Consider the following 23,607-nt stretch of genomic DNA (forward strand, 5'->3'; position numbering starts at 1 on the left):
CTTATCTATGTTTGAATATTAATACAAGGCAAGGAAGTGAAGTCGTTTTATGTCTTCGCTATTGGGTGGTCCATGACGGCAAAACAATGGTTCAACTGGCATAGTTTGAGTGGCGTGTGGTTTGGGGTGTTGCTGTTCATAATATGCTGGACTGGCGCGTTTGCGAGTATTGCCCACGAACTAGATTGGCTATTCAACGATCAGGTGAGGGCAGTAGACGGGCAATCAAACATAAGCTTAGCAGCAGCTTACGAGATGGTACAAAAGGCGTATCCTGACGCCCGAATAGGGATTGCCTTTACAGGTCCTGATACTTATTTTGCGCATGACATCGTGATGCGAATGCCTGATAGTCCATGGCAACATGTTTATGTTGATCCGTATTCAGGAATTATCCTAGGTGAAAGTAGTTTTTTTAATATTCAGCGCTTTTTTCGCGATTTCCACATGCATTTTTTCGGCGTGTTTGACAGCATCATTTCATACTATCTTGTGCTTATCTTTGCAGTTCCTTTGTGTATTTCGACCGTGAGTGCGCATTATGTATATCGCCTCTGGTGGAAAAAGTTATTTGTATTTACGTTTAGCGGGGATGCACGTGCCAAAATGGCAAGTATGCATAAAATAAGTGGGGCGTGGGGCTTATGGCTTGCGGTTGTTATTTCGCTCACGAGTATCTGGTATCTATTTGAGTTTGTACGAATGGATATGGTCGATGGTAAAACAGCTTATACTGATGTTGGGGATTTTGCCGTTAATCCCTTGGCAGAACTGCCGAGACAGGATAAACCACAATTGTCTGTTGTGGAATTATTCGCAATAGTAAAAGCGACGAGACCCGATCTTGAGGTGAAAGCTATTCGCTATTCTGGGGGTTATTTTTATGCTGAAGGACAATCGCAGGATTGGATAGTTCGGGATAGGGCAAACAAGATCTATGTCAACCCTTACACGGGGGAAGTTGTTTATAGCCAAACAGCATCGAGCCAAGGACTATATTGGCGATTATCCGACACCGCAGATCCTCTACATTTTGGCAATTTTGCGGGGATATGGGGGAAGATACTGTGGTTTATATTTGGGGTTGCGCTCTCATTTTTGGTTCTCAGTGGTACTTACATGTATATCAAGCGGCAGTTTAAATTGCGCCGCAAAGATGAGTACCGAGGTGTAATGGTATCACTAGCGTTGAGTTTCGGATTGGTCTTATGCATTTGTTTTTACGCCCATCGCACAATTGCGGGTTATGGTATGGCAGGAAAGTGGCCGGAATTGCCGCTTGCTTCGTTGACTTTTTTATTAGGCTGGGTGTCACTAACTTGCTTGATTATCCTGGTTTGGAGCACCGCCCTGCTCAATTTACGTCATAAAAATAGCTCTTCTTCGCTCAGGTTGAATCGGTATTAATTGCAGCTGACCAAAAAAAACCTCGCAGCAGCGAGGTTTCTTCACTCATGAAACTGTGCTTACACAACACCACGAGGTAAGCGACAGTCGTGATCTTTTGCTGCTAGTTCAGCAATCCACTGTTCTTCCGCTTTGAAGCCATCTTCGTTTTCTGTAACGATAGTAAAGCTTGCTGATTTTACAGCTGCTGCCTTCGGCGCTTTCTTAGTCGTTTTCGCTTTTTTGGCAGGCGCCTGCGTTGTCTCACTTGCTACAGCTGACCCTGAAGTTAGCTCTTCTGTTAATTCAGCTACCTCAGCAAGACGCATGTTTTTGCCACCATCGATGCTATACCAACCTGGCTTTGCAGTGATTTCAGGCTTTTTGCCATGTGCAGCTTCGTACGCAGCTTCGAAAGCGCTTAGTACTTCAGTTTTATCTAGTTTACTCATCGTAGATCCTAGTCGTGTTGTACGCGGATACGCGGGTTAAGATTAAACTCTATTTATACCCATATTTGCGCAAATTTTCAATTTTTTACGTTTTTCAGCGCCAATTTATCGAACTTTAGCCTGGTTTTGATGCCTTTTTCGACGCTTAAAGTGCTTCAGGGTCGATAATGCGACGTATCGTGATCCACATACTACCAACTTGTTCATGCCAAATTCGAGTGACTATATCTAGCGCCTTATCATTTGCGATAAACTGCCGACTTAATGGGAGTGACTTAAAATTATAAAACTCTGTCGGGGCAGGGAATACTTCAACGCCTTGTGCTTCAAGTAGGTTTTTTGCGCGTTTCATGTGCGAAGCTGACGTGACAAGTGCAACATCATAATCTACCAAAACGGGCGCGAGCATTTTCGCTTCGTCTGCGGTGTCTTTGGCATTGTGGTTTTGCTTGAGACGGGTAGCGGAAATACCTAAGCTCTGTGCAGTTTTAGCCATGAGTCCTGCGCTTGTTGCGTTGCCATAGCCATAACCAGAAACATACAGCTGGGCTTTTGGGTAAATATTAGCAAGTCTAATGCCTTCAACTAGTCGAGCTAAACCGCAACTACCTAGTTGAGCATTACTGGGGAGGGAATCATCGGGGTATAAATTACAACCAAGCACAACAATTCTGTCTATGTTTTTGTGCCTGCTTGGATTGAATGCGGTGAGCGTGCCCTTATCCCACTCGATAATGTGTTGCGCGACATAAGGAGTGGATATGCTCCAAGTAGTTAGTAGGACCAACCAGACTGCGATATACGGCCCTTTGCGTGTTTTGGCGATAAAAAACATGAGCCCCATAAGTGCAACCAAAGATAACGGTAACGGCATCAGAAGTTGACCGATAACCTTTTTGACTTCAAACATTTAAACATGCCTTAGATTTAGATAAGCCTGACGCAATGCTAGCATGAGATGGGAGCTGTAGAAATGTATAACAGTTAGGGCTCAAAAAGAGCCCAGTCAACTATCTTGCCGTGGTTTTACGGCAAGTATTGAGGAAATGGCGATAAACAGGGTTATCTTTCATGCTTTTCTTCATTGCTAAATACATTGGACGATTTAGCCCAAGAGCGCCTAGAGGAATCGATTTAATCAGCCCTTGGCTTTCATACGGTGTGACCAACCAGTCTGGTAATGCCGCAACCCCCATACCTGCACTCACAAGTTGGAAGATTAATAAACCTTGATCGACGGTTTTTAGCGTACCATCAAAGCGTGCATTTTGAATAAAGTGCTTAAATATGTCCTGACGCTCGCGAGGAATAGGGTAAGAAATGATGGTTTCATCTTTTAGGTCGAGTGCTGTGACATAGGCCTTCTTGGCCAATTCGTGATCTGGTGCAACGATTAACTTTAATTTAAAGTCAAAAAGATGCGCGTATTCGAGCTGTTCTGGTTCTCGAATGTCCGAAGTAAGCACTAAGTCCAGCTCATCTTCAATAAGGTCAGGAATCGCATCATAGCTAAAGCCTCGTTCGTAATCGACTTTAATGTCAGGCCAAAAGGTATTGAATTCTTTAATCGTTGGCAGCAACCAGTGAAAACAAGCATGACATTCCACGCTTAATCTGAGTTGTGAGATGGGCTGGTTAAGGCTTTCCTTCAAACGACACTTTGTTGCTTCAACTTTAGGCAATACATCATTGGCGAGCTCTAATAGCAACATGCCTTGAGGGGTAAAGCGTACCGGTTGGGTCTTGCGCTCGAATAGTTGGCAGTCGAGTTTGTTCTCTAGATCTTTGATCTGATGAGATAAAGCGGATTGAGTCAGGAATAGCTCTCGTGCTGTATTCACAAGAGAACCAGTTTCTTTCAAGGTGGAGATAGTCTTTAGGTGCTTTATATCAATCATTATCAACAATTCTCATATTTGAAGTGAGCAAATCTCAGCATTACTCAATATTACGATTCTATTTAGTTATTATCAATGTCTAGACGTCTAAATACCTACGGTGAATTGTTCAAAAATTCACAAATCCACTATAACACTAAAAATGACAGCGTTGTCACTACTTCTGTAAAAATTTTGCAAAAAATTACAAATTAATTTTATTCATATGAAATCTGAAAAAGCATCAATTGTTGTTTTTGATTATGATAATTAAATCTAGACATCCATACATCTAGACGGAGTTAAAATCATGGCATTAACACATAATTTGGGTTTTCCACGCGTAGGCAAAAAACGTGAACTTAAATTTGCAGTAGAGCGCTATTGGTCGGGCGACTTAACGCAAGACGACTTAATCGCGGAAGGAAAGCGCATTCGTGCAGAAAATTGGGCATTGCAAGCTGATGCTGGTGTTGACCTTCTCCCTGTCGGCGATTTTGCTTGGTATGATCACGTGTTGAATATTTCATTACTTGTCGGCGCTATTCCTAGTCGTCACAAAAATGATGAGTCTGTAAATCTCGATACTTTGTTTCGGATTGGCAGAGGGCGAGCACCAAGCGGCTGTGCGTGTGCTGCAAGTGAAATGACGAAATGGTTCAACACCAATTATCATTACATCGTCCCTGAGCTAACTCAAACACAGGAGTTTGCTCTGACTTGGACTGAGTTATTCATTCAAGTAGAGGAAGCACAATTACTTGGCTACCGAGCAAAACCCGTCTTGGTCGGCCCGGTAACCTATCTCTACTTAGCTAAATGTGTTGGCCAAGAGTTTGATAAATTAGTTTTATTAGATAAGTTATTGGCTGTATATCAGCAGGTACTTGCCAAGCTTGCAGCTCAAGGTGTTGAGTGGGTACAAATTGATGAACCTATTTTAGCACTGGAAATCGACGATGCTTATCGTAACGCGCTGCGCCGGAGTTTTGATGCGTTGAGTGGCCAAGGAGTAAAAGTGTTGTTAGCCAGTTATTTTGACTCCGTACAAGCACATGTTGAAGATATTCAATCTTACCCCGTAGAAGGCGTGCATTTTGACTGCGTAACGGCAAACTACGACTTGGCTGCGTTAGAGGAAGTAGTTGGGCAAGATAGCGTACTGTCTCTCGGGATTGTGAACGGTCGTAACATTTGGCGCTCGGATCTCGAAGGTGTATATCAGCAACTTGCTCTGGTTCATGAACGTCGCGGTGATAATCTCTGGCTCGCTCCTTCGTGCTCATTATTACATACGCCAGTCGACTTAGAGCAAGAGCAAAAGCTTGATAGTGAGTTAAAGTCTTGGCTCGCATTTGCCAAACAAAAAGGGCAAGAGCTGGCATTATTGAAAAATGCATTGGAGCAGCGTGATATTACCCAGTTGGTCGAATATTCTAAGCCTGTAAAAGCGCGTTTGACTTCTACTCGAGTGAATAATAATGAGGTGCAGCAGCGTGTTTCAGCGCTTACAGCAAAAGACGGTCAACGCACTAGTGAATTCGCAACCAGAATTAAAAAGCAAGCACAATCGCTAAATTTACCCTTATTGCCAACCACAACGATAGGCTCTTTCCCACAAACCCAAGCTATTCGTAAGGCGCGACGTGATTATAAAGCGGGTACGTTGAGTACTGATGCTTATCAAAGCCAGATGGAAGCGGAGATCCGTTATGCCGTTGAAGAACAAGAAGCGCTTAACTTAGATGTGCTTGTACATGGCGAAGCAGAGCGCAATGATATGGTTGAGTATTTTGGTGAATTACTCGAAGGTTTTGCCTTTACTCAGTTTGGTTGGGTGCAAAGTTATGGGTCGCGCTGTGTTAAACCCCCTGTGATCTGGGGAGATGTCTCGCGTGCAGCACCAATGACAGTGAAGTGGACGAGTTATGCACAGAGCTTAACCAAAAAACCGATGAAGGGCATGCTAACAGGGCCGGTGACTATTTTATTTTGGTCGTTTGTCAGAGATGACTTAGACAAGCCGAGCATCGCGAATCAAATAGCTTTAGCACTGAGAGATGAAGTGGTGGATTTGCAAAATGCAGGGATTAAGGTGATCCAAATCGATGAGCCTGCATTTAGAGAGGGGATGCCACTCAAAGCCAGTCAGTGGAAAACTTACTTAGCGTGGGCGGCATATGCGTTTAGGGTATCTGCAAGTGGTGTGAATGACGAAACACAGATCCATACGCATATGTGTTATTCGGAGTTTAACGATATTATCGCCGCCATAGCGGATATGGATGCGGACGTGATCACAATTGAAACGTCACGTTCAAATATGACCTTACTCGACGCCTTTGAAGATTTTGACTACCCCAATGACATCGGGCCTGGCGTTTATGATATTCACACGCCAAACGTACCTGAGGTGGTATGGATAAAAGATTTAATTCACAAAGCAGCGAAGAAAATCCCAGTAGAAAGATTATGGGTGAACCCTGATTGTGGGCTTAAAACTCGAGCATGGACAGAAACCCGGGCTGCACTTGAGAATATGGTGGCAGCAACCAAAGAGCTTAGAAGCGAATTAGGTAGAAGTTAAACTAAACCGGTTCAAACACCTCATTGTTTATAAACAATGAGGTATTTGCTAGGGCCTGTTGACCTTTGCTGTTTGATTTTTGTTCTTCTGAGTGTGTTTTGGTCGCGACGCTCGACTTGCCGCCTAGTAATCTAGGCAAAAGTTGAGCAACAATGAACAAAGCGCACTCAGATGAACCCAAAGGGCAGCGCTTGATTAGCATTTCTACTGTGTTATCGCCAGACTTACATAGAATGACTATGCTACGCTGGTTCTGCCTTGTATAAATACCAATCAAACTGCTGCAAAAACAAACTTGAAAGATCAACAGGCCCTAGTTTCTACTCAGTAAAAATGCCATCGCTTGATCTGCGGCGAGTGGTTTAGAAACAATATAACCTTGACCAAATTGACAGCCTTTTTGCTTTAATAGCTGCCACTGGGTTTCGAGCTCGATACCTTCGGCGACAACGGTCAGGTTAAGTGATTGTGCAAGCTTCAAAATCGCATCAACTAGGGGGTTTTCTCTTTCAGTTAGTTGGTCAATAAAGCTCTTATCAATTTTAAGCACATGAATGGGGAGCTGGTGCAAATAACCTAAAGCAGAGTAACCGGTGCCAAAGTCGTCAAGATAAAGCTTCACTCCAAGGGATTCTAATCCTTGAATAATTTTGGTTGCAAGAGCTAAGTTTGCTATTAATCCAGATTCTGTGATTTCCAAACATAAAGAGCCAGGTGTAAGCTCATAATGATGATAAAGTTGCTGAATTGTATCTACGAACTCTAAGCTTGCGAAATGTCGCGATGAAACATTTACCGTAACGCGAGTTTTCGGCAGCTTTTGCGCTTTCCAACGTTTGAGTTGTTTGGCTGCTAATTCCAACAAATGTAAGTCAAGTTCAATGATCTGTCCGGTTTGCTCTGCAATTGGAATAAAAGCATCTGGAGAGACGAGACCATTTTTGGGGTGAAACCAACGGACAAGGGCTTCAAAGCTCACAATAGCGCCAGTCGTGAGAGAAAATATCGGCTGATAGTACAGCGCAAATTCATTGTTTTTTATGCCATGTTGCAGATCATTTTCAATATCGGCTTGCTGTTTTAGGCGCTTGCGCATGGCATTATTAAAATAGAAGACCTGACCCCGACCCGAAGATTTTGCTTCGTACATGGCGGCATCTGCTTGCTGCAGTAAATTAATTGCGCTATCGGATTCGTTATCAGTGAAGGCAACGCCAATACTGCCAGAAGCTTGCAGAACATGACCATCTATATGAAGGGGCTTGGTTATTGCTGTGGTGATCCTATCAAGTAGCAGAGTGACTTGTTGCCTGTCTTGGACATTTTCCATAAAAATTGCAAACTCATCACCCCCGAGCCGCGCGAATGTATCGGTTTTGCGAATACAGCCATTTATCATCTCGACAATAGCAATCAAGAAATGGTCACCAACATCGTGGCCAAGTGAGTCATTAATGCTCTTAAATCTGTCTAAATCCAGATAAATTAGGCAGTGCAAATTAGAGGACTCGATTCGTGCAAGCCTCAAAATGGCATGCTTGATCCGCTCTAACAATAAATAGCGATTGGCAAGACCTGTTAAGTCGTCATGTAAGGCTCTATGCTCTAACGCTTGTCGTGAAAGCTGCCGGTCTATGGCCATGCTGACTTGGCGACTTATATAAGTCAAAATAGATAAATCATGATTCACGAAAGCTTGGTCGTTATTGTAGCTTTGCAGTACAATCACGCCCTGATATTGATCATTAACCAAAAATGGTACGCCTAACCAAGAGCGCGGCGAGCGGCCCACCATTTTAAAATCACCCCGCGTAATGTGCATTCTAAATTGATTGTTATCACACAGCAGTGGTCGTTGGTTCTTCAGTATATAGTAGGATGCAGTATGCTTAATCTGATCTTTTGATACTTTTTGATGTGCATTACATTTTTCGCCTCCCTCAATCAAATAATCGATTTCTAAAATATCCTGTTGAGTATCATAAAGGCCGATAAAGAAGTTCTCGGCGCAAAGCTGAGAGGCAATGATTTTATATAAGTCATCATAAAAAGCTTCAAGGTTCTCAAAGCGGTAAGTGATGTTTGCAATTTTAAGCAGGGACTTTTCTAAATTCTGTGCTTGGTGTAACTGGGCAATCGTGGTTTGGAGGTTTTCTAAGGTACGTAACTGATGGATTTTGGCACTGAGCAGATGTGCGACCGTCGATAATATCTGTAAATGCGCGGAGGTAAAATAATCGGCCTCTGGATGCTCACAGTCAATCACACCGATTAAATGACCGTCATACTCAAGTGGTACACAAAGCTCTGACATGGCGGGTCGTAAATCAGCAATGTACATAGGGTGAGCGGCGACGTTTCCAGAAATAAAGGGCGCTCTAGTCGTTGCTACTTGACCAGTAATACCTAAACCAATCTTTATCTTGGTTTGTTCAACACGATAATCACCATTAGTATGGGAAACGCCCATACTTGCAGCGACTTCTAGGTATTCTTGGTAAGGATCAGCGAGATAGATAACACAATCGACAAACCCCAGTCGGTTGACAACCTGTGTCGTAACGTATTCAAATAATTCGTCAAGTTTGGTTAGATGCAGCAGCGACGAAGAAAACTGGTTAATGATGCTAAGCTGCTCAGTTTTTGATTCTAATTTTTGGTTCTCAGATAGCATACATATTTCTCATGAAAAGATGCTACTAAGTTAACTTAAATTGTACATATTTACCAATATTGTGAAAAATGAAAACGCGCTAAAGTAAACTCACAAAGTGAAATAATCTGCGGTTGGCCTGAAAAACTTTACTAACACCCATGTGCAGCCTATGATCGGGCAAATTCAGCAGTGGAAGAGAGCAATGACGAGCAAACAAACGCTAACGATTACACGACCAGATGATTGGCATGTGCACCTACGTGATGGTGATGTATTGGTCGATACGGTAAGAGATATTAGTCGCTATATGGGCCGCGCGATTATCATGCCAAATCTGGTCCCACCAGCAACTTGCACAGAGACTGCTTTGGCTTATCGTGACCGCATAATGGCCGCTAATCCTCAAGGTAACTTTCAGCCTCTAATGGTGTTGTACCTTACGGATAACACTACTCCTGAAGAAATAAAAAAAGCGAAAGCAACCGGTCATATCGTTGCTGCTAAGTTGTATCCAGCCGGTGCGACGACAAACTCAGCGTCGGGGGTAACGGATATTGAAAACGTGTATCCAGCACTTGAAGCGATGCAAGAAGTTGGCATGTTGCTGCTTGTGCACGGTGAAGTGACGGACTCATCTATTGATATTTTTGATAGAGAAAAAGTATTCCTTGAGACGAAGCTATCTAAAGTCGTTGATAACTTTCCAGCGCTAAAAATCGTACTCGAACATATCACAACAAAAGATGCCGTTGATTTTGTCAATCAAGCACCTGACAACGTTGCAGCAACTATCACTGCTCATCACTTGCTTTATAACCGCAATCATATGTTGGCTGGTGGTATTCGCCCTCACTATTATTGCTTACCTATCTTAAAACGTAATACACATCAACAAGCGCTAATTGAAGCGGCGACAAGCGGAAGTAAGAAATTCTTTTTGGGCACTGATTCAGCCCCTCATGCGAAAGATAAAAAAGAAGCCGCATGTGGCTGTGCCGGTGCATACACTGCACATGCCGCAATAGAGCTATACGCCGAAGCATTTGAAGACGCGGGAGAGCTTGATAAATTAGAAGGCTTTGCGAGTCACTTTGGTCCGGACTTTTATGACTTACCACGCAATACAGATACCATTACGCTGACTAAGTCTCCTTGGCAAGTGCCTGATGCATACAAATTAGGTGAAGGATCTGTTGTTCCTATTAAAGCGGGTACAACTATTGACTGGAAAGTTGAATGAGATTTAAACAAAATGTAATTAAATCTTCTTAATCCTAACTAGAAAGCGCTATTATGGCGCTTTTTTCGTAACAAAATTAAAATTCACAGAATACAATTTGTTTTTTATTAATTTTAATATAGTATTCAATATAAATATTAAAACTAAGCTTAATTGAGAGAGTATCAATGCGTGAGATCAAGTCTTTTATTAAAAATGCAAGCTACGGTGATTTAGAAAAAGCGTTAGAGCTTATCCAAAAAGCACTGGACGAGCAAAAGGAACAACAGCAAGCTAAAGAAGAGGTATTGGCTATGCTGAAAGAAAAAGGACTTACGCTTGATGATTTAGTGGGCACTACGTCAGCTGACCGTCGTTCTAAAGTAAAAGCAAAATACCGTATTGAAAAAGACGGTGAGGTAATCGAGTGGACTGGCCGTGGTAAAACACCTAAAGTATTCCAAGGTGTTAACCTAGATGATTATCTAATCTAATAATGCTTTATTATGAAGGTGGTTCGGTGTTGAACAACCTTTGTTTAAATTGCTTAAATAAAAGGCGTACCTTAGTAGGTACGCCTTTTTTGACTTAATTATATATCCCCTGAGGCGCTTATTTACGTTTTAAGACCTTATCAGCAGGAAGCGGTACAAAATACACTGCTCCACTTTCGTAAATCTAGCGAGTCTGCAGTAATTGTTTTGCCTACTGGCGCCGGAAAGAGTTTAGTTATTGCGGAGCTTGCACGGCTTGCTAGGCACAAAATATTAGTGTTGACTCATGTTAAAGAGCTTGTAGAACAAAATGCACAAAAATATAAAAGCTATGGATTACAAGCGAGCATTTTTTCTGCTGGATTAAAAGAAAAGTCGTTACAGCATCAGGTGACTTTTGCCAGTGTGCAGTCGTTGTCTCGAAATTTGTCACAACTTAATCAATTCTATTCATTAGTTATCATTGATGAATGTCACCGAGTAAGTGGTGATGATAATAGTCAGTATCAGCAAATTTTAAACCAGCTGACTGAATTTAATCCTGAATTAAAGTTACTGGGCTTAACAGCAACACCTTATCGCTTGGGTATGGGATGGATATATCATAAGCATTATCACGGTTTTGTGAGGGGGAAAGCAGAATCACCATTTAAGCGGTGTATTTATGAGCTGCCGCTCAGATATATGATAAAAAACTCGTACCTAACGCCACCTAAAAAAATTGATCCAGCGGTTGAAAACTATGACTTTTCTAGTTTAAGTACAGATTCATTTGGGCGTTATTCAGAATCTGATATGAATACATTATTACAGGCTCAGACCCGTGCAACAAAAAGCATTATCTCGCACTTACTAGCGCTAAGTGAGAATAGGGTCGGCGTAATGATTTTTGCCGCGACGGTTATGCATGCAAAAGAAATTCTCGGCTATTTACCTGAGCAATATAGTGCGCTAATAACGGGTGAAACCAAATCTGCCGTGAGAGATGCACTTATCGTCCAGTTCAAAAATAGAGAAATTAAGTATTTAGTGAATGTTTCTGTGCTGACTACCGGGTTTGACGCGCCCCATGTTGATGTTATCGCTATCTTGAGACCCACGGAGTCCGTGAGCCTCTATCAGCAGATTGTAGGCAGAGGACTTAGGTTAGACGAAAATAAAGAAGATTGCTTTGTCATTGATTATGCTGGCAATGACTTTGACTTATTTGCACCTGAAGTGGGAAGTAAAAAGCCAAATTCAGACAATGAGCCCGTACAGGTGCTGTGTCCTGGTTGTGGCTTTGCCAATATTTTCTGGGGCAAGGTAGACGAGCAAGGCAAGCTTATTGAGCATTTTGGTAGGCGCTGTCAGGGGTTGCTTGAAGACGATGAAGGTCACTCACAGCAATGTGATTATCGTTTTAAGTTTAAAGAATGTGAGCAGTGCGGTGCAGAAAATGATATTGCTGCAAGGCAATGTCATCAGTGCGGCGCAGTAATGGCAGACCCAGATGATAAGCTGCGCGCGGCACTGAATTTAAAACATGCAATGGTATTACGCTGTAGCGGGCTATGTAGCGAAGTACTCGGTGGCAATAAATTAAAAATTACTTACTTTGATGAGGATGGGGCAAGTTGCAGTGAAGTCTATGACTTTTCTAATCAAAAGAGCCTATTTATATTCCACCAGCAATTTGCAAAGCGGAGAAAGTCAACATCGGCACCTGCGCAATGGCAGTCAGCTGAAGAAGTGATAGATACTGACTTAATTGCACCGGATTTTGTGATTGCTAAATTACACAAGAAGTTTGGTTGGCAGGTTTCTGAAAAGCTGTTTGATTATCAAGGAAGCTACAGAAAGGCCGACAAAAGTTAGCTTTTCTGTAGCAAGTTTATTCTTCCGAGGCCATTAAGCCCCAGCCATCACCATATCCTTCATAGCCATTGGCTATGCTTTCTAGGTATTGCTCTGTCTGACTCAGCAGCTCGTGCATAGGGACCATAGTCACTGTGGTGATCACTTCCCAAACGCCAGTATCAGGACATTGTTGTAACTGGGTTTTAGGTGCTAATTCATCTTTCTCAATCGCGCTACTGAAGCGCTTAGCATCATCAGCTTGCTCGAAAAGAATATAAAAATCGATATTCTGCATTTGCGTCAGATCAACGCCAGCAGCGGCAATCTCAGCTAAAAGTTCACCGTTATCATCATTTGGGAATTGCATAATTTCACTCTGCAGGTTCAATTGCTGCTATTGTCCGTCATCTGCAAGAAAATAAAAAGGATGAATGTAAATAAATGTGCGATAAAGCCACTGCGTTACATCAAAATACACCCTATGTTCAGCTTAAGCTCAGTAAAATTGCACTTTCTCTGAAAAGTCGTTTTACAGTATCCATTTTCACAAGCACAATGGCGTTATCGATGCCCATAAGTCGCGATATTTAGGTCGTTTTATTTTAATGAAGCCGTATTTCTCTTGTTTAACACTAGCGCTTTTTTTGTGCTGCTTTTCCTCGTTTAACGCAGGTGCGGAGTCTCGCCCTGCATCAGTAAAAATCTCCAACATTGAAGTCAAAGTCGAAAACGGCGACGTAGAAGACAACATCACTGGTTTTTTAAAATCTTACAAAGGTAAGCCAAAAGTCCCTCGGGTGATGAAAGAGGTACGTGCGGACATACGTCGCGCTTTGCATGCTTTAGGTTATTATCATTTTGATATTCAACTCAGTGGAGCAGGGCAAAACGTCATAGCCGAAGTCAAACTTGAAGCACCACTGAAATGGAAAGATATTAATATTGAGCTTGTGGGCACGGGGAAGGACAATGCGGATTTAGTTTCGCTTATCAAAGATGTACCAATCCAAGTTGGCAAGCAAGTTAATCATAGTGATTATCAGGCAACGAAAAGCCGCTTTGAAAGCGAGCTACTAGAACTTGGATATTTTGATTATCAATGGCAGGAGTCCAAGTTGCTTGTTCACAAAGCGAATCGCTATGCTGGCGTGCGACTACTTCTCAACACAGGTAAACGTTATCAATTTGGCGACCTTGCTATTGAGGGAAACACCAAAGCGGCTAACTATATACGTTCGCTAAGCCCATTTTCGAAAGGGCAGCCGTTTGAAGCTAGCCTCTTGTCTGATTTTAATCTGTCTTTAAATGCCACACCTTATTTTAGTGCGATAAAGGTTTATCCGCTGTTAAAGGACCGGACGAGCGATCAGATCCCCGTTCGAGTGAGTGTTGAAGACAAACCCGCAAATAGCTTTGAAGTGGGTGCTGGCTACAGTGATGATGTGGGTGCAAAAACCCGTTTTAAGTGGACTAAACCTTGGATCACCGAGGATGGCCATTCCTTTGAATCCAATCTGAGGCTGTCGCAAAAGCAACAAGATATCACTGCCAGTTATACCATTCCAGTAGACAATCCTAACGACGATTTATGGCGTGTGTTAGGCGGTTATAAGGTGCAGGATGAAGTAACTGAAGGGATCAACAGCCGGATTTGGAACGTACAAGTACAGCGACAATGGCTAACGGATGACGAGTGGGTGAGGACGGCGTTTTTGAAACGTGAACACGAAACTACGGAACAGCTAGGCGAAAAACAACGGACGGAAATGTTGATCCCAGGTATTAGCTACTTAAAGAAAGAAAGTAAAGGTGGCGCGCTACCTTATTGGGGGAACGAGCGCCTGATCTCCATTGAAGCTGCAGCAGATTCTGTACTATCGTCTGCAAATATGTTGAAAGTGAGATGGAACAATGAATGGTTAAGAAGCTTTGAAACCAAGCACTTGTTTTTTGGTCGTTTAGACTTAGGGGCGATTGTGACAAAGGATATTGACCAAATTCCGTTTACCCATCGTTTTCTTGCTGGGGGGGATCAGAGTATCCGTGGTTTTGCCTATGAATCTATCGGCCCTCGCGATGACGAAGGGCGCATACTTGGCGGCAGATATTTAGCCACTGGTACAGTGGAATATAACTATCAATTCCATCCAAGTTGGCGAGCTGCTTTGTTTGTTGATGCGGGTACTGCAACGAACGATTTCTCGGACGCTTGGGAAGTTGGAGCTGGGTTTGGTTTTCGTTATTTAACCCCCGTTGGTCCAATCCGGCTCGATCATGCTTGGGGGCTGACCAAAGAAAGTAAAAGCACCCGTCTCAGTATTGTTATAGGACCTGAAATCTAATGCAGTTCAGAAGCTTAAGAATCAAAATCATTACTGCCATTATTAGCTTATTTTTACTTTTGGTTTGTTTATGCTTTACCTTGCCTGGGCAAAAGTTACTGGTTTGGACAGCGAATAAAACGGTTTCAGGGTTAGAAATCGATGGCTTAGATAAGCGCTTGTTATCTGGCGCCAATCTTACGTTGCGTTATCACAATGACAATATAGATATTCGTCTTAGAGACACCAAAGTCACTGTTGAGTGGTTGACCTGTGCCAGCGTTTGCATTGCGCTAGACGCAAAAACGATAGCGATCGTACAAAAGCAGAAAAGTGTCAGCGAAGCGGAAACTACTGAAAGTGGCCAAGTTGAGTTACCACTGCCAATTGCAATAAAACGTGCTCAAGTTCAGCAATTCTCGTTGGACACGCCGGAAATTACTGTGCGATTGCAAGGCTTAGACACGCAGTTTTCAGGTTCTGGCTCACATTTTAATGTCCCTTTTTTGCTGTTAGACAGTGTGAAGTTGACCACAAAGGCAACTGAACAGCCTGTGCCTGCAAAATCGCCAGCACCACTTAATGCAATAGCGCCACTCCAACTGCCTAAGATAGATCTGCCGCTAACCGCTGAGCTCGGCGAGTTAAAGATTAACAATCTCGCGGTAGATGAGCAAACACTTGAGAATATCAAGCTTTCTCAAGTTGTAGTGGATGAAAATGTGGACGTGGAGCAGGTTCAGCTTAACTATCAAGAATGGTTTATATCAGCAGCGGCAGAAATCTTGCTTAATGACTGGACTATTGATCTGAGGTCAACCTTGAGTGCGCCACAGGGGTTAGCCAGTTTAACACTGGCGGGTCGCCCTCACGATCTCACGCTTACTTTGAATAGCGAGGGAATGGCGTTTGCAAAACTGCAAGCCCATGCGGATTTGACAGCGACAAACTGGCCTTTTGATTTACAGGGTCAAATAGATAAATTAGTTATTCCTTCAGAGCCCACGACTTTAAAAGGTGCGACACTCGGCTTGAGCGGGGATGCCTCAAAATACCATTTGTCAGGCTCAATCGCTGTTAATACTGTGCAGTTTGGTGATGTTACCGCGACACTTGAAGGGCAAGGTGGACTACAAGCGTTTACATTAGCTAAAGCAAAGCTTCAGCTTGAAAAAGCGCAAGCGCAAATCGCGGGACAAGTGAACTGGTCGCAAGGGGTGAAGGGTAAAGTGAACGGGGACTTTTCTCAGCTACCAGTCGATAGATTACTAGGGCTAGTGCAATACGATGCAGGCCTGACGAAAAACGATATGCTGGCAGGGCAATTCGCGTTTGATTTTATGAGTCAAGGTGAGCAGTGGCAGGTTAATGTTGAGCGCTTTAAGCTCGATGGTAAAGTAGCGGGTACACCACTTAATGCGGACGTTAAGGTCGTTGTGGATGAAAGCCTGCTAGGTGAGTTTAGCCATGCACGCCTGAATTATGGCAAAAATAGCCTGACGGTAAGCGGTGAGCTTGGTCAGCAGTTAGATCTCGATATTGACTTTCAGTTTGAGCAGGCGGCAAATACGCTTATTCCAGCTGACTTAAAGGGCAGTGGTGAAATCTTTGTTCAGGGCGACCACCTCAAGCCAAGGATTCAGACCGATATTAAGTTTGACTCTGTGCGTTACCAGAATATAGCACTACATGGCTTAACGACGAAAGGCACGGTTGATATTGCCAATGAAGTGACTGGGCAAATTAAACTGGCATTAGACCGTTTGATTGTTGACTCTGAAATGGTTGAAGACATTCGTTTAGCTGTGAAAGGCAATCAGCAGCAACATAACGCGACATTGGATATTCGTGATAAGCGAGTGGTTGCAAGCTTTGAAGTCAATGGCAAGTTGCAACAGTCCACTTGGCAGGGAGAATTATCGTCTGGAGAGGTAACTTCTCAAGGGCAAACGATAGCATTGCAAAGTCCTGCCGCAATCGTGATCAGTGAAGTCAGTCAACGCATTGCAAAGCAGTGTTGGCGGATGGATGATACTGATTTGTGTTTTGCAGCCGAGCAACAAGGCACACAAGGGCAAGCCGATGTTAAACTGGAGAAATTGGCACTTGCTAAACTACAAACTTGGTTGCCAGCAGAGCTCAAAGTAACTGGTGAAACTCAGGCCGTGGCTAAACTTGCGTGGCAAAATGGCCAAGTAACGCGAGCCGATGGCGAGCTGAACATTGTTGATGCCGGCGTTACGACTCATGGGCAAACATTTTCAATTTCTGAATTTAAAGCGTTACTAAAAACCAATAACAAGCAAATCCACGCTGATTGGCGCATGACCTCCGAAACCTTAGGTAAGTTCAGTGGTGGTACGCGTGTGCCGCTAGATAAACAATCCCCCCAATTAGCTGGTAACGTAAAAATAGAGTCAATTGAGCTGGCTAAGTTGTCAGCGCTACTAAACCGAGTAACGGAACAAAGTTTTGACCTGCAAGGGGAAGTGTTAGGGGATATAAATATTTCAGGTAGCCTCGCGGCCCCTGAAGTGAACGGTAAACTAACTGCTCAGCGCTTATTTATGTCTTCTGACTCTTTGCCTGTTGAAATTGATAAAGGTCACATCAATCTTGATTTTAATGCCACTTCCGCTCAACTTGAGGCTGAGTTAACAGCAGCAAAAGGCGGCAAGGTAGCACTAACTGGCGAAGCCTATTGGTCGCCCGAGCTCTCTGCTGAAGTAAAAATAAAGGGCGAAAATATTTATGTGCAACCAGACTCACAGATTGAACTAACCGCAAGCCCGGATCTAACACTTGCCTATAAAGATAAGATTGCGCGAGTACTTGGAGAAATTGTGGTGCCGTTTGGCCGAGTAAACATTGAATCTCTGCCTGAGGGAGTCACATCTCCAAGCGATGATGAGGTCATTGTTGATGCCAAAGTGAAAAAGCAGATGTCGGTGCCAGTTCAACACGAAATAGATTTAAAACTGACCGTTAAAGATAACTTTAGGGTGAAGGCGCTTGGGCTAGATAGCTTTGTTACCGGTGCAATCGAAATTGACAAGCAAGTTGAGTCGCCAATGTTAGCAACGGGAGAGTTGCAATTGCGAGAGGGGAAATATCGTGCATTTGGCCAAGACTTGTTGATCCGTACAGGACAAATTGGCTTCAATGGCGCATTAGATAAGCCATATTTGAACATTCGAGCTATTCGAAATCCAGCGACAACCGCCAATGATGTGATAGCCGGTGTTGAGCTCACTGGCAATATTGCTAAGCCGCGTTTGACTGTATTTTCAGAGCCTGCAATGGACCAAGCCAAGGCACTGTCATACCTACTTAACGGTCAGCCTTTAGGGGAGTCTGAAACCTCTAATAATGCGCTACTCACGCAGTTTTTACTCTCACAGGGAATTGACCGCAGTGAAGGATTCTTTAGTAAGGCGGGGGAATCGCTTGGACTTTCGGATGTTAACCTATCAGCAAAAGGCAGTGGTGACGATACACAGGTCGAGGTGTCAGGTTACATCACCCCCAATGTTCAGGTCAGTTATCGTGTTGGGGTATTTGAGTCTATTAATGAAATTGCGCTGCGTTATCGTGTTTTTTCGAAGTTTTATGTTGAAGCCACGAGCGGTTTGTACAACAGTATAGACTTCTTATACAAATTTGATTGGGATGATAAATGAAACTGCTTTGGCTCGTTCTAGGTTTTGTGATATTTCCTCTCAAAGCACAAGAAACAACGGAAATTAGAATCAGCGCTGGTGCCGATCCGTACATTATAGAGCTGCTTACTTTGAGTTTATCCTACCAGGTAGAGTCAGCGAGGCTCGTATCAGTGAGAAGTATTCCTTCTCAAGACAGAGCGGTGCGCCTACTTGGAGAAAAAGGGGGGCTGGATGTCAGTTGGTTAGTGACTAACTCACAGCGCGAAAAGGCCGCGAGTGCAATTCGCATTCCCCTAGTGAAAGGGATTTTGGGTTATCGCATTCCTTTAGTGCACAAACATAATCAAGCCTTACTGAGCGGAGTACGCTACATTGGCGACTTGCGCCGAGTTACTTTTGGTTTACGCAGAGATTGGCCAGACCATCAGATTTTTGAGCGTAATGGCCTCAGTGTGACTTCTTTCTCACAAGAAGACAGTGGTTACGACATGCTGTTGAAAAAACGTTTTGATGTGCTACCAAGCGATTTAGTGAGTATTGAAGCTGCCCTGAGTGACACGGATTTGGTAGCAGATCAGCATGTGGTGTTTTACTATCCTTCGGCGGTATATTTTTTTGTTTCTCACGACAACCCGTTGCTCCATAGCCAAATTGAGAAAGGCCTTAAAAGCGCACTGCAAGATGGCCGATTCGAGGCGTTATTTTTAAAACACTTTTCCGCTCGTCTTGAAAGGCTAGATCTTAAAAACAAAACAGTCATAGAATTAGACAACCCAAACCTGCCACCCAGTGCGCCGTTGGAGGTGCCATTTTATTGGTATAAACAAGGAAAATAATAATGAAAAAAACCTTACTACTTATTGCGCTTGGCATAAGTTCATCTCTTGTCTTTGCAAAACCTTATACAAAGTCACCATCGGAAGTCGTTGCTGAGGCCAAAAGCAGCGACTGGCAGCAGCTGGACCCTGAAAATATTCTTAAAATAGAATTACAAACAGGATCGGTCTATATCGCGCTTAACCCTGAACTTGCGCCCAATCATGTGGCAAATATTAAAGCGTTAGCGCGAGAGGGGTTTTACACAAACTTGAGTATGTATCGGTTCGTGGAAAACTTTGTGGCCCAAGGCGGCGATATGTCGGACAATAAAATGCCGCAAAAAGGAAAAGAAGCGATTGCCGCTGAGTTTTTTCATAGCACAGAATCAACCTTGAAGATCACACCTCTTGCTGCTGTAGACGGCTACGCGCCGCGTACCGGGTTTTTAAATGGTTTTGCCGTAGGACAAAATGAAGCTGGAACTAAAACCTGGATGACACACTGCGTTGGTTCGTTTGCCATGGCCAGAACCAACGATGTTAATAGTGGTGGTACCGAGTTTTACATCACGTTGACGCCGCAGCGGTACCTAGACAAAAACACCACCGTGTTTGGGCAGCTGTTATCGGGAATGGAGCATGTTCAGCATCTAGATCGTAAACCAGTTGCTGGGCAAGCGTATAATGTTATCAAAGGCGTTACGGTACTTGCTGATGTAAAAGGTGCACCTTCTTTTAAAAGGCTAAAGACAAATACGCCGGTTTTTGAGTCGCTAATTGCTGCACGTAAAAATAGAGCGGGAGATTGGTTTGTTGATACGCCAAATCACACCGATATATGTTCGGTCCCCGTCCCTGTTGAAATGGAAGACACGACAGGGGAATAAATAACCTGAGCTGCGGATAATTAATGCCTTTCTAGCAGCTAGTTTTAGCGCTAACTGCGTTGAATTCACTTCCAATAGCCAGCTATTGGTGCGTAAATTCGCCTTGCCTACAGGATGTAGGTACCTTAGCGAGAGCAGGACGCGGAAGCGGTGTTTTCCCTAAAACTCTCTGGCTAGACAAGGAAAAAACTAAGTTTTGCTTTAGCAACAATGAGTTGGAACATTCCTTATCCAAACCTCAGGTTAAATAGCAATACTTAGATGTGATAAAAAGCCAAGCCATGTGAGAACATGGCTTTTTTACGTTTTACTGTCGGTTAGTTCTTACCGTATACGGAGTCTGATCTTGTTCACTCGAACGATATGGATTGATATCTAACCCGCCACGGCGAGTATAGCGTGCATAAACCGATAATTTTTCAGGGTTAAAGGTGCGCCAAAGCTCGCAGTAAATGCGCTCCACACATTGCTCATGGAACTCGTTGTGGTCACGGAATGAGATTAGGTACTTAAGCAGCGCTTCTCGGTCGATTTGCTTACCACGGTAACTTATCACCACGCTTGCCCAGTCTGGCTGTGAGGTGATCAAGCAATTTGACTTGAGTAAGTGGCTGTGAAGCGTCTCGTCGACCACATCCTCAGAGGCAAGTTGTAGTAAGTTACTATTTGGTGTGTAGCTATCAACTTCAATATCCAGCTCGTCGATACACTCACCAGGGAGACGTGAGAAAGGAATACAATCGAATTCGTCTGCGCCAAATAAAGTCACGCTAACTTGGCTATTTGATGCCGTGGAAAGATCCGCAGCTAGCGTTTGGCGCACGGTTTCCATCGTATCAAAGCGACTTTGGTTAAAGCTATTCAAGTAAAGTTTGAACGATTTTGACTCAATGATATGCGAGCTTTGGCAAGGAAACACAAAAGTGGCAACCGCAACTTGAGGCTTACCTTTGTTATTGAGCCAAGACAATTCGTAGCCTGTCCAAGTATCTTCACCTTTGAATGGTAAAGCGGACTCATCAACATTGATTTGGTCACGATTGAGTTTACGTGCAATGGGGTGTAGCAGGCTTGGAGTATAAACACTGGCATATTCTGTGGTTTTACCAAGCACAGAAGATTGCAGCTCTGGCGAATTACTGTAGTCTGTCATGTTAATTCAAATCTCGTTACAATGCGGTCATTATAACGAATGTTCACCTCGGGATTAATAGCAATTTGCTTAATTACACGAAACAAGTATTCAGCCCGAGGTGAGAAAAATAAAGAGAGCTTTATATATGACTCAGCCCGTAAATATGGCGCGCTTGCATCAAGCCTATGCAGACTATCATCAACAGACCTTCAAAGATTTACCGAGTACCGAGCATGATGAAAGTTGGCCGAGCCCATGTGAGCAGGGTGAACCGAACAAGCTTAACGAGATAAAATGGCTAGCGGTAGCGCGCTCGCCAGCGGGACATCTAAATGATTTAGCCAGAGCGTTGGAAACACAATTTCCTGAGGGATTGAACGGACTGTATGGTGATTTCTTTGCTGGCAATATCGTGGCATTTATTGAGGGTAAGCAAATTGAGCTACTGCAAGCATGGAACGAAGATGACTTCGAGCGCTTGCAGCAAAATATCACCGGCCATATTTTAATGAAGCGCAGGCTCAAACAACCTGAAACCGTATTTATTGGCTTAACAGAAGCAGACGACTTATTGGTGTCGGTCGATGTCGCTACGGGTCAAGTTGGGTTAGAGTTTGTCGGTAAGAAACAGCATCATGTTTTGGCTGATTCTATCGCGGAGTTTGTAGAAAAACTGACAGTCAACTATCCAATATAGCTAGTTGGTATCAAGGAGCTTGCGCTCCTTATTGAAAGTCCCACGAAATATTCGAGACCAATTGGCAAGTTTCGCAGCGAAAGTCGAAAAGGCCGAACCAAGGCTCCTCGAGTAACCAGTCTCCCTGACAGCTTGGGCATTTTCTTGCTTTTTCTGTGGCGAGGTTTTCGCCGCCAACACGATACAGATAATAGTAAACCGGTTTTTTCGTGAGATAGCGAATACGTTTGCTCAAATCCATGCCACGTCTAAACAAATCACTACCCGTACTGGAAATTTCCTCCAGTGCAGCAAATTCGCAGCGAGTCGCACCATTGATCTGTATTTGATCGCAGGCTTGCCAATCTTCTTTCCATTTGATCAGTGCTTTGTAATCACCGTTGGCAATAGCTGGGATTTTATATAAAGGTACTGGTAAAAAGTCGTCGCCACAATACAGAGGACTACAAGTGTGTACGTATGTGGTGTAGAGAATGTAGCTTGACGGTTCATGACAGGTATCAGCGCTGTTGGCATGTATATCTTGCCCAAAAACTTTGACCTTAGGTGCAAGCAAGCCTGATTGCTGTAGCTGGTCAATTGCAAACTTCACAAAAGGACTATGGTTTAATGGATGCAAAGCGTCTTCTTCTGGACACATCACACGAGTAACGAAATAGCCATCTTTAAGTACAGTTGGAAATTCGTCACCAATGATTTGACCATTAAAGCGAAGCGCATTGACCACACGGTTAATGGCCTGCTCGGCAGCATCTAAGGTGGTTTCCTCATAGCAATCAAAAGTTAAGTCGACAACAAACACTACGACTTCTCCAATAAGGCAATGAGCTTATCAAGCTTAGCTTCAATTCTATCTAATTGGCTTTGTGAACTTGCTTTGACGACCTCTTCAACCTCTTGATAGTGCTCAATACAGGTAGGGTCTTGTTTGTACGCAGCAATGCCTGAGATAACGTCTGGCATTGCGACGCTTTGAGTTAATTTGCTTTTTGTTAGCGCGACAGTTGGAGTCTTCCCACTATCGACTAATTTTTTGATAGCTCTGGCAACGGCAGGATGCATAGAGGTTCCTAAACGCCTTAATCATAGGAGTGGATCATAGCACCAAGTTACGTAAGGAGCGATTGCTTTAGCTATCTTAACATCGCATCTAGTTCGTCAATGATTTCACTCCAATCGGCGTCTTCTTTTAGCGATTCTTCAATAAAGTGACGTTGCCCTTCATTCCAAAATGGTGCTTGGCTTAACAGCATATCGTCAGGAAGGCGATGTTGTTTGACAAACCCTTCGATTGCCTTGGGATTGTTGTCGAGCCCAAGTTGGGCAAATAAAGTACTCATAGTGTGGCGACTAGTATCCATTTCGTTCTCCCTCGTTTGCTTGAATTTTACTCACTAACTATAGTAAAGGTGGTTGTAAAACCTTTAGCAAGTCATCATCGATAAAAACCATAATGACTAATGCGAGGATAAATATACCTGTCCACGACTGAATAAATTGTGACTTGTATCAATATCTATCACTAGCGAGTAGCCGTACATTATTAAAGTACACAGAAAAAATTCTGAGGTTTTGAT

At 43.4% G+C, this 23,607-nt stretch carries 20 protein-coding genes; 10 read left to right on the forward strand and 10 right to left on the reverse strand.

What is annotated here, in order from left to right; genetic code table 11:
- The first annotated feature begins 72 nt into the window (after nucleotides 1-72).
- Nucleotides 73-1,407 carry a PepSY-associated TM helix domain-containing protein gene (locus L1271_RS01695; RefSeq protein WP_235366631.1) on the forward strand — a complete coding sequence of 445 codons (1,335 nt, stop codon included), beginning with the start codon at nucleotides 73-75 and terminating at the stop codon, nucleotides 1,405-1,407.
- Nucleotides 1,408-1,466: 59 nt separating this feature from the next.
- Here the strand turns inward: L1271_RS01695 and L1271_RS01700 are convergent, their stop codons facing one another.
- From L1271_RS01700 to L1271_RS01710, 3 genes are all read right to left on the reverse strand, one after another.
- Nucleotides 1,467-1,838 (reverse strand): hypothetical protein, encoded by a 372-nt coding sequence (locus tag L1271_RS01700; protein WP_010606607.1) that lies wholly within the window; start codon nucleotides 1,836-1,838, stop codon nucleotides 1,467-1,469.
- A gap of 145 nt (nucleotides 1,839-1,983) precedes the next feature.
- The gene (locus L1271_RS01705; RefSeq protein ID WP_235366632.1) at nucleotides 1,984-2,748 is read right to left on the reverse strand and encodes a YdcF family protein; all 765 of its coding nucleotides are present in this window, start codon (nucleotides 2,746-2,748) and stop codon (nucleotides 1,984-1,986) included.
- Nucleotides 2,749-2,848: 100 nt separating this feature from the next.
- On the reverse strand, nucleotides 2,849-3,736 hold the full coding sequence (locus tag L1271_RS01710; protein WP_010606609.1) for a LysR substrate-binding domain-containing protein: 888 nt from the start codon (nucleotides 3,734-3,736) through the stop codon (nucleotides 2,849-2,851).
- 289 nt (nucleotides 3,737-4,025) lie between these two features.
- Here L1271_RS01710 and metE point away from each other — a divergent pair, with 289 nt between their 5' ends.
- The gene (gene metE / locus L1271_RS01715) at nucleotides 4,026-6,302 is read left to right on the forward strand and encodes a 5-methyltetrahydropteroyltriglutamate--homocysteine S-methyltransferase (RefSeq protein WP_267134924.1); all 2,277 of its coding nucleotides are present in this window, start codon (nucleotides 4,026-4,028) and stop codon (nucleotides 6,300-6,302) included.
- 1 nt (nucleotide 6,303) lies between these two features.
- On the opposite strand, the gene L1271_RS24815 is transcribed toward metE, so the two are convergent.
- Together L1271_RS24815 and L1271_RS01720 are read right to left on the reverse strand one after the other, a co-directional pair.
- Nucleotides 6,304-6,504 (reverse strand): hypothetical protein, encoded by a 201-nt coding sequence (locus L1271_RS24815; RefSeq protein WP_328265817.1) that lies wholly within the window; start codon nucleotides 6,502-6,504, stop codon nucleotides 6,304-6,306.
- Nucleotides 6,505-6,615: 111 nt separating this feature from the next.
- Complete coding sequence (locus L1271_RS01720) at nucleotides 6,616-8,976, reverse strand: bifunctional diguanylate cyclase/phosphodiesterase (protein WP_235366633.1); 2,361 nt, start codon at nucleotides 8,974-8,976, stop codon at nucleotides 6,616-6,618.
- Nucleotides 8,977-9,160: 184 nt separating this feature from the next.
- Here L1271_RS01720 and pyrC point away from each other — a divergent pair, with 184 nt between their 5' ends.
- The 3 genes from pyrC to L1271_RS01735 all read left to right on the forward strand — a co-directional run bounded on the left by pyrC (nucleotide 9,161) and on the right by L1271_RS01735 (nucleotide 12,528).
- Nucleotides 9,161-10,198 carry a dihydroorotase gene (gene pyrC / locus L1271_RS01725; protein ID WP_174169966.1) on the forward strand — a complete coding sequence of 346 codons (1,038 nt, stop codon included), beginning with the start codon at nucleotides 9,161-9,163 and terminating at the stop codon, nucleotides 10,196-10,198.
- Between the two features lie 167 nt (nucleotides 10,199-10,365).
- Nucleotides 10,366-10,671 carry an H-NS histone family protein gene (locus L1271_RS01730; protein ID WP_010606613.1) on the forward strand — a complete coding sequence of 102 codons (306 nt, stop codon included), beginning with the start codon at nucleotides 10,366-10,368 and terminating at the stop codon, nucleotides 10,669-10,671.
- 120 nt (nucleotides 10,672-10,791) lie between these two features.
- Nucleotides 10,792-12,528, forward strand: coding sequence for a DEAD/DEAH box helicase family protein (locus L1271_RS01735; RefSeq protein WP_442960401.1), 1,737 nt, complete (start codon nucleotides 10,792-10,794; stop codon nucleotides 12,526-12,528).
- A 16-nt stretch (nucleotides 12,529-12,544) separates the two neighbouring features.
- Here L1271_RS01735 and L1271_RS01740 read toward each other — a convergent pair whose 3' ends face one another.
- Nucleotides 12,545-12,877 carry a ribonuclease E inhibitor RraB gene (locus L1271_RS01740; protein ID WP_010606615.1) on the reverse strand — a complete coding sequence of 111 codons (333 nt, stop codon included), beginning with the start codon at nucleotides 12,875-12,877 and terminating at the stop codon, nucleotides 12,545-12,547.
- A 238-nt stretch (nucleotides 12,878-13,115) separates the two neighbouring features.
- Here L1271_RS01740 and L1271_RS01745 point away from each other — a divergent pair, with 238 nt between their 5' ends.
- From L1271_RS01745 to L1271_RS01760, 4 genes are read left to right on the forward strand one after another with little or no spacing between them, the layout of a single operon-like run.
- Nucleotides 13,116-14,852: an autotransporter assembly complex protein TamA gene (locus L1271_RS01745; RefSeq protein ID WP_102057228.1), complete on the forward strand. Its 1,737-nt coding sequence runs from the start codon at nucleotides 13,116-13,118 to the stop codon at nucleotides 14,850-14,852.
- Nucleotides 14,852-18,511: an autotransporter assembly complex protein TamB gene (gene tamB / locus L1271_RS01750; RefSeq protein WP_235366634.1), complete on the forward strand. Its 3,660-nt coding sequence runs from the start codon at nucleotides 14,852-14,854 to the stop codon at nucleotides 18,509-18,511. Before L1271_RS01745 ends, tamB begins: the two co-directional genes overlap by 1 nt.
- On the forward strand, nucleotides 18,508-19,329 hold the full coding sequence (locus tag L1271_RS01755; protein WP_235366635.1) for a transporter substrate-binding domain-containing protein: 822 nt from the start codon (nucleotides 18,508-18,510) through the stop codon (nucleotides 19,327-19,329). Before tamB ends, L1271_RS01755 begins: the two co-directional genes overlap by 4 nt.
- Nucleotides 19,330-19,331: 2 nt before the next feature.
- A complete protein-coding gene (locus tag L1271_RS01760; RefSeq protein ID WP_235366636.1) occupies nucleotides 19,332-20,198 on the forward strand; it encodes a peptidylprolyl isomerase in 867 nt (288 codons plus the stop codon).
- A 307-nt stretch (nucleotides 20,199-20,505) separates the two neighbouring features.
- Here L1271_RS01760 and queF read toward each other — a convergent pair whose 3' ends face one another.
- The gene (queF, locus tag L1271_RS01765; protein ID WP_102057224.1) at nucleotides 20,506-21,351 is read right to left on the reverse strand and encodes an NADPH-dependent 7-cyano-7-deazaguanine reductase QueF; all 846 of its coding nucleotides are present in this window, start codon (nucleotides 21,349-21,351) and stop codon (nucleotides 20,506-20,508) included.
- Between the two features lie 127 nt (nucleotides 21,352-21,478).
- Here queF and syd point away from each other — a divergent pair, with 127 nt between their 5' ends.
- Nucleotides 21,479-22,030: a SecY-interacting protein gene (syd, locus tag L1271_RS01770; protein WP_235366637.1), complete on the forward strand. Its 552-nt coding sequence runs from the start codon at nucleotides 21,479-21,481 to the stop codon at nucleotides 22,028-22,030.
- A 28-nt stretch (nucleotides 22,031-22,058) separates the two neighbouring features.
- Here syd and L1271_RS01775 read toward each other — a convergent pair whose 3' ends face one another.
- From L1271_RS01775 to L1271_RS01785, 3 genes are all read right to left on the reverse strand, one after another.
- The gene (locus tag L1271_RS01775; RefSeq protein ID WP_235366638.1) at nucleotides 22,059-22,832 is read right to left on the reverse strand and encodes a Zn-ribbon-containing protein; all 774 of its coding nucleotides are present in this window, start codon (nucleotides 22,830-22,832) and stop codon (nucleotides 22,059-22,061) included.
- Nucleotides 22,832-23,092 carry a hypothetical protein gene (locus L1271_RS01780; protein ID WP_227386968.1) on the reverse strand — a complete coding sequence of 87 codons (261 nt, stop codon included), beginning with the start codon at nucleotides 23,090-23,092 and terminating at the stop codon, nucleotides 22,832-22,834. The genes L1271_RS01775 and L1271_RS01780 overlap by 1 nt, the downstream gene beginning before the upstream one ends.
- Before the next feature lie 71 nt (nucleotides 23,093-23,163).
- Nucleotides 23,164-23,391 (reverse strand): DUF2789 domain-containing protein, encoded by a 228-nt coding sequence (locus tag L1271_RS01785; protein WP_010370914.1) that lies wholly within the window; start codon nucleotides 23,389-23,391, stop codon nucleotides 23,164-23,166.
- Nucleotides 23,392-23,607 lie beyond the last annotated feature (216 nt).

This window comes from Pseudoalteromonas sp. OF5H-5 (assembly GCF_021530695.1).
Lineage (GTDB): Bacteria > Pseudomonadota > Gammaproteobacteria > Enterobacterales > Alteromonadaceae > Pseudoalteromonas.

Bases quoted from the DNA above. Each gene is read 5' to 3' on its own strand.
- L1271_RS01710 (WP_010606609.1), bottom strand. From the start codon at position 3,736: ATGATTGATATAAAGCACCTAAAGACTATCTCCACCTTGAAAGAAACT.
- metE (WP_267134924.1), top strand. From the start codon at position 4,026: ATGGCATTAACACATAATTTGGGTTTTCCACGCGTAGGCAAAAAACGT.
- L1271_RS01695 (WP_235366631.1), top strand. From the start codon at position 73: ATGACGGCAAAACAATGGTTCAACTGGCATAGTTTGAGTGGCGTGTGG.
- L1271_RS01780 (WP_227386968.1), bottom strand. From the start codon at position 23,092: ATGCATCCTGCCGTTGCCAGAGCTATCAAAAAATTAGTCGATAGTGGG.
- L1271_RS01740 (WP_010606615.1), bottom strand. From the start codon at position 12,877: ATGCAATTCCCAAATGATGATAACGGTGAACTTTTAGCTGAGATTGCC.
- L1271_RS24815 (WP_328265817.1), bottom strand. From the start codon at position 6,504: ATGCTAATCAAGCGCTGCCCTTTGGGTTCATCTGAGTGCGCTTTGTTC.
- syd (WP_235366637.1), top strand. From the start codon at position 21,479: ATGACTCAGCCCGTAAATATGGCGCGCTTGCATCAAGCCTATGCAGAC.
- L1271_RS01760 (WP_235366636.1), top strand. From the start codon at position 19,332: ATGAAAAAAACCTTACTACTTATTGCGCTTGGCATAAGTTCATCTCTT.
- L1271_RS01705 (WP_235366632.1), bottom strand. From the start codon at position 2,748: ATGTTTGAAGTCAAAAAGGTTATCGGTCAACTTCTGATGCCGTTACCG.
- L1271_RS01720 (WP_235366633.1), bottom strand. From the start codon at position 8,976: ATGCTATCTGAGAACCAAAAATTAGAATCAAAAACTGAGCAGCTTAGC.
- L1271_RS01700 (WP_010606607.1), bottom strand. From the start codon at position 1,838: ATGAGTAAACTAGATAAAACTGAAGTACTAAGCGCTTTCGAAGCTGCG.
- pyrC (WP_174169966.1), top strand. From the start codon at position 9,161: ATGACGAGCAAACAAACGCTAACGATTACACGACCAGATGATTGGCAT.
- L1271_RS01730 (WP_010606613.1), top strand. From the start codon at position 10,366: ATGCGTGAGATCAAGTCTTTTATTAAAAATGCAAGCTACGGTGATTTA.
- tamB (WP_235366634.1), top strand. From the start codon at position 14,852: ATGCAGTTCAGAAGCTTAAGAATCAAAATCATTACTGCCATTATTAGC.
- L1271_RS01785 (WP_010370914.1), bottom strand. From the start codon at position 23,391: ATGGATACTAGTCGCCACACTATGAGTACTTTATTTGCCCAACTTGGG.
- queF (WP_102057224.1), bottom strand. From the start codon at position 21,351: ATGACAGACTACAGTAATTCGCCAGAGCTGCAATCTTCTGTGCTTGGT.
- L1271_RS01745 (WP_102057228.1), top strand. From the start codon at position 13,116: ATGAAGCCGTATTTCTCTTGTTTAACACTAGCGCTTTTTTTGTGCTGC.
- L1271_RS01755 (WP_235366635.1), top strand. From the start codon at position 18,508: ATGAAACTGCTTTGGCTCGTTCTAGGTTTTGTGATATTTCCTCTCAAA.